The organism is Salinicola sp. MIT1003, assembly GCF_001858555.1.
Taxonomy (GTDB): Bacteria; Pseudomonadota; Gammaproteobacteria; order Pseudomonadales; family Halomonadaceae; genus Salinicola; species Salinicola salarius.
Window position 1 is genome coordinate 1 of record NZ_MCAP01000036.1, and the last position, 5,361, is coordinate 5,361.

The 5,361-nt window shown below is 55.1% G+C and carries 5 protein-coding genes and 1 pseudogene; 5 read left to right on the forward strand and 1 reads right to left on the reverse strand.

Annotated features, from left to right (window positions below; genetic code table 11):
* Positions 1–65: 65 nt before the first annotated feature.
* The 5 genes and pseudogenes from BC443_RS18320 to BC443_RS18645 all read left to right on the forward strand — a co-directional run.
* Positions 66–1,295: an aldehyde dehydrogenase family protein gene (locus tag BC443_RS18320; RefSeq protein ID WP_083387396.1), complete on the forward strand. Its 1,230-nt coding sequence runs from the start codon at positions 66–68 to the stop codon at positions 1,293–1,295.
* A 608-nt stretch (positions 1,296–1,903) separates the two neighbouring features.
* Positions 1,904–2,656 (forward strand): electron transfer flavoprotein subunit beta/FixA family protein, encoded by a 753-nt coding sequence (locus BC443_RS13160; RefSeq protein ID WP_071232299.1) that lies wholly within the window; start codon positions 1,904–1,906, stop codon positions 2,654–2,656.
* On the forward strand, positions 2,653–3,579 hold the full coding sequence (locus BC443_RS13165; RefSeq protein WP_071232300.1) for an FAD-binding protein: 927 nt from the start codon (positions 2,653–2,655) through the stop codon (positions 3,577–3,579). The genes BC443_RS13160 and BC443_RS13165 overlap by 4 nt, the downstream gene beginning before the upstream one ends.
* Before the next feature lie 134 nt (positions 3,580–3,713).
* On the forward strand, positions 3,714–4,904 hold the full coding sequence (locus BC443_RS13170; RefSeq protein WP_071232301.1) for an amino acid aminotransferase: 1,191 nt from the start codon (positions 3,714–3,716) through the stop codon (positions 4,902–4,904).
* 182 nt (positions 4,905–5,086) lie between these two features.
* Positions 5,087–5,197, forward strand: a pseudogene (locus BC443_RS18645) (IS481 family transposase); the annotation flags it as partial.
* A 27-nt stretch (positions 5,198–5,224) separates the two neighbouring features.
* Here the strand turns inward: BC443_RS18645 and BC443_RS18325 are convergent.
* The coding region (locus BC443_RS18325; RefSeq protein ID WP_139284319.1) for an integrase core domain-containing protein at positions 5,225–5,361 on the reverse strand (137 nt) is incomplete at its 5' end.

Sequence of the window (5,361 nt, forward strand, 5' to 3'; positions counted from 1 at the left end):
ACGCCGAGGTGCTCAAGAAATCAGTCGCTGGACCGAGCACCCTTCAATAGCGTTGCGCTTGGAACTTGAGACCGCCCATTCTTCAGCATCGAAAACAGGAGATAATCGAGACCCTAGTTGCCGAAACTGGTTTTACTTTAAAAGATGCGGAAAATGATTTTAACCGCTCGATGCAAACGGTTGTGCTATCAGCCGAAGAGGCTAAGCGAACCGTCGGCGAGATGATCCCCATACAAAGCGCGCCTGGTCAGCACAAGGAAAAGCTTGCTTTTACAGTCCGCATGCCCATTGGCGTTGCTTGTGCAATTACTCCTTTTAACTCTCCTCTGAATACTGTTTTACACAAGGTAGGCCCTGCAATTTCAGCCGGAAATGCAGTAGTCCTCAAACCATCGTCTTACACCCCCTTATGCGCCACCATTCTATGCGAGGCTCTCGCTAAAGCTGGGCTTCCAGCAGGTCTTCTTAACCTAATCAATGGCGAGGGGCACACAGTGGGCCAATGGCTTCTCAATAATCGCGATATTGATTACTACACTTTTACTGGAAGCACAGAAGTTGGTAAGGTCATCAATCAAGAATCCGGATTGCGTCGTACTCAGCTTGAGCTAGGCAATATTTCTTCAACGATCATATGTGAGGATGCTTTGCTCGAATTTGCGGCCAAAAAGTGTGCTGCAGCTGCCTTTCGAAAGGCAGGACAGGTTTGTACTTCAGTGCAAAAAATCCTGGTTCATGAGCAGGTTATTGATAGGTTTACTGAGCTTCTCGTTGACCAGGTTAAAGGCTTTAAGGTTGGTGATCCTCATGATCCCGACACAAGTATAGGTCCTATGATCGACGAGAAAGAAGCTATACGTGCCGAGCAATGGATAAAAGAGGCGCTAGCAGCCGGCGCCACAGCTTTAACAGAGCCTCGCCGCGAAGCCGCGTTGCTTTGGCCTACTATTTTGATTGACGTAAACAATTCTATGCGCGTCGTAAGCGAAGAAATATTTGCCCCAGTAGTTTCTCTTATTCCCATATCTAGCGTGGAAGAGGGAATTGATTTCTCAAATGATACTTCTTTCGGCCTCGCTAGTGGAATTTTTACTAACGATATTACCCGTGCGCTCAAGTCTATACCTTTAATGCGGATGGGAAATGTACACATAAACGATACTTCAAGTTCTCGTGTTGATCTTTCTCCATACGGAGGGCTTAAAGCAAGTGGTCATGGACGCGAGGGGCCTCGTTATGCAATCCAAGACATGACAGAGGAACGCTTGATTACTATTACTCCTGCGCTAGACTGATATTCATACGAGCAGGTAGTATGTTGCATTCTTACGGTAATGATTAACTGTCATTTATTTTTACATGCAGCTTTGGTTTGAAACTGTATTTCATACTATGTATAGCTACGCCGCACTATGCTCTGCCCCGTTGAGTCAAGGCAGTTTGCATTAACCCTACTGGACTTTTCCAAAGCTACCTTTAGATATTGATGCCTTATAGTAAGGAGAATTAGCCTTGTGTTGTTTCGACTATGCCATGGTACTGATCCAACAAATCCTTAACATCCTTGCTAATCACTACCTAGTACATGAGCCATGGTCTCGCTCCGTTTAATTGTGCCACGTAATATTCTAAAAATGGCTCAGAAACGTGCCGCTCACCTACTGCCCTTCCGGCCATAGGAGGAACTATCGCACGCTTGCTCTAGAGGAGAAACTGTCTTTTCCGCCTCCCGTTCTGCTACGTTCACGCAGGCAACCGGGACATATCTCGTATAATGCCATTCAATGGCACTAGGCGGTTTCAAGATAATTCATTTCCAAGCTTTATAGATATGTCAATGCAGACGTATTCATCATCGGAATACGATACTAACCTTGTCTGACCAGTAGCTGAGATTAAGCTTATGAAAATTCTTGTCGCGGTCAAACGCGTCATCGACTACAACGTCAAGATCCGCGTCAAGGCGGATCACACCAACGTCGATCTTGCCAACGTCAAGATGGCCATGAACCCGTTCTGCGAGATCGCGGTGGAAGAAGCGGTTCGCCTGAAGGAAAAGGGCATTGCCACGGAAGTCGTCGCTGTAACCATCGGGCCCAAGGCCGCCCAGGAGCAGTTGCGCACCGCGCTGGCGCTGGGGGCCGACCGGGCTGTTCACGTGGCTACCGACGAGCGCGTCGAGTCACTGGCGGTCGCCAAGCTGCTCAAGCGGGTGGTCGACGAGGAGCAACCGCAACTGGTGATCCTCGGCAAGCAGGCCATCGATACCGACAATAACCAGACCGGGCAGATGCTTGCCGCCCTGACCGGCTGGGGGCAGGGTACCTTCGCATCGAAGGTGGATATCCAGGACGGCACCGTCAACGTGACCCGCGAGATCGACGGCGGCCTGCAGACCGTGGCGCTCAAGCTGCCCGCCGTGGTCACCACCGATCTGCGCCTCAACGAGCCGCGCTACGCCAAGCTGCCCGATATCATGAAGGCCAAGAAGAAGCCGCTCGACACTAGAACCCCCGAGGAACTCGGTGTCGCTATTGCCTCGAAGGTCACCCAGCTGCAGGTCGAAACCCCGGCCGAGCGCAAGGGCGGCATCAAGGTCGGCTCGGTGGATGAGCTCGTCGATAAACTCAAGAATGAAGCCAAGGTGATCTCATGAGCATATTGATTCTCGTCGACCATCATGACGGTCAGCTTGCCAGCGCCACGGCTCATGTGGTTGCGGCAGCACAGCAGATCGGCGGCGACATCGACCTACTGGTCGCGGGTCAGGAGATGCAGGGAGTGGCCGAGCAGGCTGTGAAGCTTGACGGGGTGCGCCGTGTGCGCGTCGCCGACCATGCGGTCTATGCCCATCAGCTTGCCGAGCCGCTGGCCGATCTGCTGGTGCGTCTCGCCGATGACTATAGCCACGTGCTGGCCAGCTCCTCCACCACCGGCAAGAACGTGCTGCCGCGGCTCGCCGCGCTCAAGGACGTTGCGGCCATCTCCGACATCCTCGACGTGGTGAGCGCCGATACCTTCAAGCGTCCGATCTATGCCGGCAACGCCATCGCCACCGTGCAGAGCGCCGATCCGCTCAAGGTGCTAACCCTGCGCAGCACCGCCTTCGATGCCGTTGGCGAGACTGGCAGTGCCGCCATCGAAGCGGTCGATGCCACGGTCGACAATAGCCTGTCGAGCTTTGTCGACGAGCGGCTCAAGCAGAGTGAGCGCCCTGAATTGAGTGCGGCACGGGTAGTCATTTCCGGCGGTCGCGGCATGGGCAATGGCGAGAACTTCAAGCTGCTCGACGGTATCGCCGACAAGCTGGGTGCAGCAATCGGGGCCTCGCGCGCGGCGGTGGATGCCGGTTTCGTGCCCAACGACATGCAGGTGGGGCAGACCGGCAAGATCGTCGCCCCTGAACTGTACATCGCGGTGGGAATCAGCGGGGCGATCCAGCACCTGGCGGGGATGAAGGACTCCAAGGTGATCGTGGCGATCAACAAGGACGAGGAAGCACCGATCTTCCAGATTGCCGATTACGGTCTGGTGGGCGATCTGTTCCAGGTCCTGCCAGAACTTCAACAGAAAATGTAGAGGAGGCTCCGCCTATCAGAAAGCTTAATAACCGTAACGGAGGGAGTTGTGGAAGCGACTGAACGCAAGCCCATCAGCCGTTCCCATTAGGATGGGATTTCAGGCCACCAGAACCTATGAGGTAGCAGATAAACATGTTTGAGCACATTAAACGAGTGCCTGGCGATGCCATCCTTGGACTGATCGAGGCCTTCAACAAGGATCCCAATCCGCAGAAGGTCGACCTCGGTGTCGGCGTCTATCGCGATGCCCATGGCAACACGCCGGTAATGCGCGCCGTCAAGGACGCCGAGTCGCTGCTGCTAAAGAACGAAACCACCAAGAGCTATATCGGCTCGCACGGTGATCCGCGCTACGGTCAGGTCATCCTGTCCATGGTGCTGGGCGACGATTCGCCGCTGCTGGCCGCCAAGCGCGCCAGCGCAACCCAGTCGCCGGGCGGCACCGGCGCCCTGCGACTGGCAGCAGATTTCATCAAGACCCACCTGCCCGGCAAGGGTATCTGGCTGTCCGACCCGATCTGGCCCAATCATCTGGGTATCTTCCATGCCGCCGGCGTCGAGATGCACAAGTACCCCTACGTCGATGCCGAGAACCGCCTCGATTTTGGCGGCATGATCGACACCCTCAAGCAGATTCCACAGGGCGACGTGGTGCTGCTGCACGCCTGCTGCCATAACCCCTCCGGCTTCGACCTTTCCAATGAGCAGTGGCAGCAAGTGCTGGAAGTGGTCCGCGAGCGTGACCTACTGCCACTGCTCGACTTCGCCTACCAAGGCTTTGGTGACGGGTTGGAAGAGGATGCCTACAGCGTACGCCTGATAGCCGAGAATCTCGATGAGGTGCTGATTACCAGCTCCTGCTCGAAGAATTTTGGAATCTATCGTGAGCGCACCGGCTGCCTGATCGCCATCGCTAAGACCGCAGAGCAGATGAAAAACGTGCGTTCGCAGTTTGCCATCTTGGCCCGCGAGAACTATTCCAATCCTCCTGCCCACGGCAGCGCCATCGTCGTTGAGGTCCTCGACTCAGCCGAGTTGGCCGCCACCTGGCGCGAGGAACTCAGCAAGATGCGCGATCGCATCAATGGCCTGCGTCGCGATTTCGTCGAGGCGCTCAAGCCTTACGGTCTCGACCAGCAGTTCGCTCACATCGCCGAGCAGCGCGGCATGTTTTCCTACACCGGACTCACACCGGAGCAGGTTGACCGCCTGCGTGACAAATATGCCATTTACATGGTGCGTTCGGGACGCGCCAATGTCGTCGGGTTAACCACAGAGAATCTGCCCTACGTGACCAAGGCAATCGCTGACGTCTCCAAGTGATGCTTGAGGTAATCAGCTAGGTGTTTGGCCCCGTGAAGTAATGGTTCGGTTCGTCATAGAATCTCTCGGGCTCTTTCTGCCATTGCTCAAGTGTAGGGTCCCGGATGATCGGATCGCCTATAGAAGTTATCCTCTGCTAGCAGCGAGAGAGCTTCTTCAGCAATTCATCCGGGAGCAAGTTCATGGACATCAAGCTGCATAAACAAGCGACCACGACACCGAAGATCCGGGCCGAGATCCAGGCAGCGCCCTCTAGCATCACGGATAGCGAGCTGGCCCGCCAGTATGGTGTTGTAATGACCCCCTGGTTTCTGCACACCCTACGCAGCTAATGCGGGGTATGCCCTGGATGCCACATAGTCCAGCGACTGATGTGGCCGCTCTTCGTTGTAGTATCGGATCCAACGGTCGATCACGGCCCTGGCTTGACCCAGCGACTCGAAGCGATGGAGCCAGA

What these genes read in the sequence shown, in the direction of transcription:
- BC443_RS13170 (WP_071232301.1), top strand. Translation starts at nt 3,714, where the DNA reads ATGTTTGAGCACATTAAACGAGTGCCTGGCGATGCCATCCTTGGACTG.
- BC443_RS13165 (WP_071232300.1), top strand. Translation starts at nt 2,653, where the DNA reads ATGAGCATATTGATTCTCGTCGACCATCATGACGGTCAGCTTGCCAGC.
- BC443_RS13160 (WP_071232299.1), top strand. Translation starts at nt 1,904, where the DNA reads ATGAAAATTCTTGTCGCGGTCAAACGCGTCATCGACTACAACGTCAAG.